This window comes from Mesorhizobium sp. M7A.T.Ca.US.000.02.2.1 (assembly GCF_003996995.1).
GTDB lineage: Bacteria > Pseudomonadota > Alphaproteobacteria > Rhizobiales > Rhizobiaceae > Mesorhizobium.
This window is the reverse complement of the sequence record NZ_RZTT01000864.1, coordinates 1-648: the sequence shown is the minus strand read 5'-3', so window position 1 is coordinate 648 and position 648 is coordinate 1. Positions and strand designations below refer to the sequence as shown.

The 648-nt window shown below is 63.6% G+C and carries 1 protein-coding gene and 1 pseudogene; both read left to right on the top strand.

The window, feature by feature from the left end; translation table 11 throughout:
- On the top strand, window positions 1–325 hold a 325-nt coding region (locus EOD15_RS35175), incomplete at its 5' end, for a TrbI/VirB10 family protein (RefSeq protein ID WP_148129848.1).
- Window positions 306–648 (top strand): annotated as a pseudogene (locus EOD15_RS35170) (Flp pilus assembly complex ATPase component TadA); the annotation flags it as partial. The gene EOD15_RS35175 and the pseudogene EOD15_RS35170, both read left to right, overlap by 20 nt.

Here is a 648-nt window from a genome sequence, read left to right as displayed (position 1 = left end):
GGATTCGCCGGGGGCCGATGAGCTGGGGCGCTCGGGCCTGAGCGGCTGGGTCGAGACGCATTTCTGGAAGCGTTACGGCGGCGCGCTGATGCTGAGCATCGTGGACGATACCGCCGAGTACCTGGTGCAGAAGCAGCGTTCGCAGGGCGGCGACAGCATCACGTTTTCCGGCGCTGGCGATGCGACCTCGCAGGCCGCGTCGATCGCGCTGCAGAACTCCATCAACATCCCGCCGACGCTGAACAAGAACCAGGGCGATATTGTCAATATCTACGTCGCCCGCGATCTGGATTTCAGGAGCGTGTATGACCTTCGCAGCAACTAATCACAGGCCGGACCAGGCTCTGCGGCAGTACATGCTGCCGCTGAGCGGGTTGCTGGCAGGTGATGTGACCGAAGTCTGCGTGAACCGTCCGGGCGAAGCCTGGACGGAATCCAGCGCCGGCTGGGTGCGTCACGACATTCCCGAGCTGACCTTCACCCGGCTGAAGCAGCTGGGCGCACTGATCGCGAACTTCAACAATGCGCCGTTCCGGCAAGAGATGCCGTACCTCTCCGGAGTCTTGCCGGATCGTGAGCGCGTGCAGGTGGTGATGGCTCCGGCCACGACCGAGGGAACCTTCTCCTTCACGATCCGCAAGCCCAGCC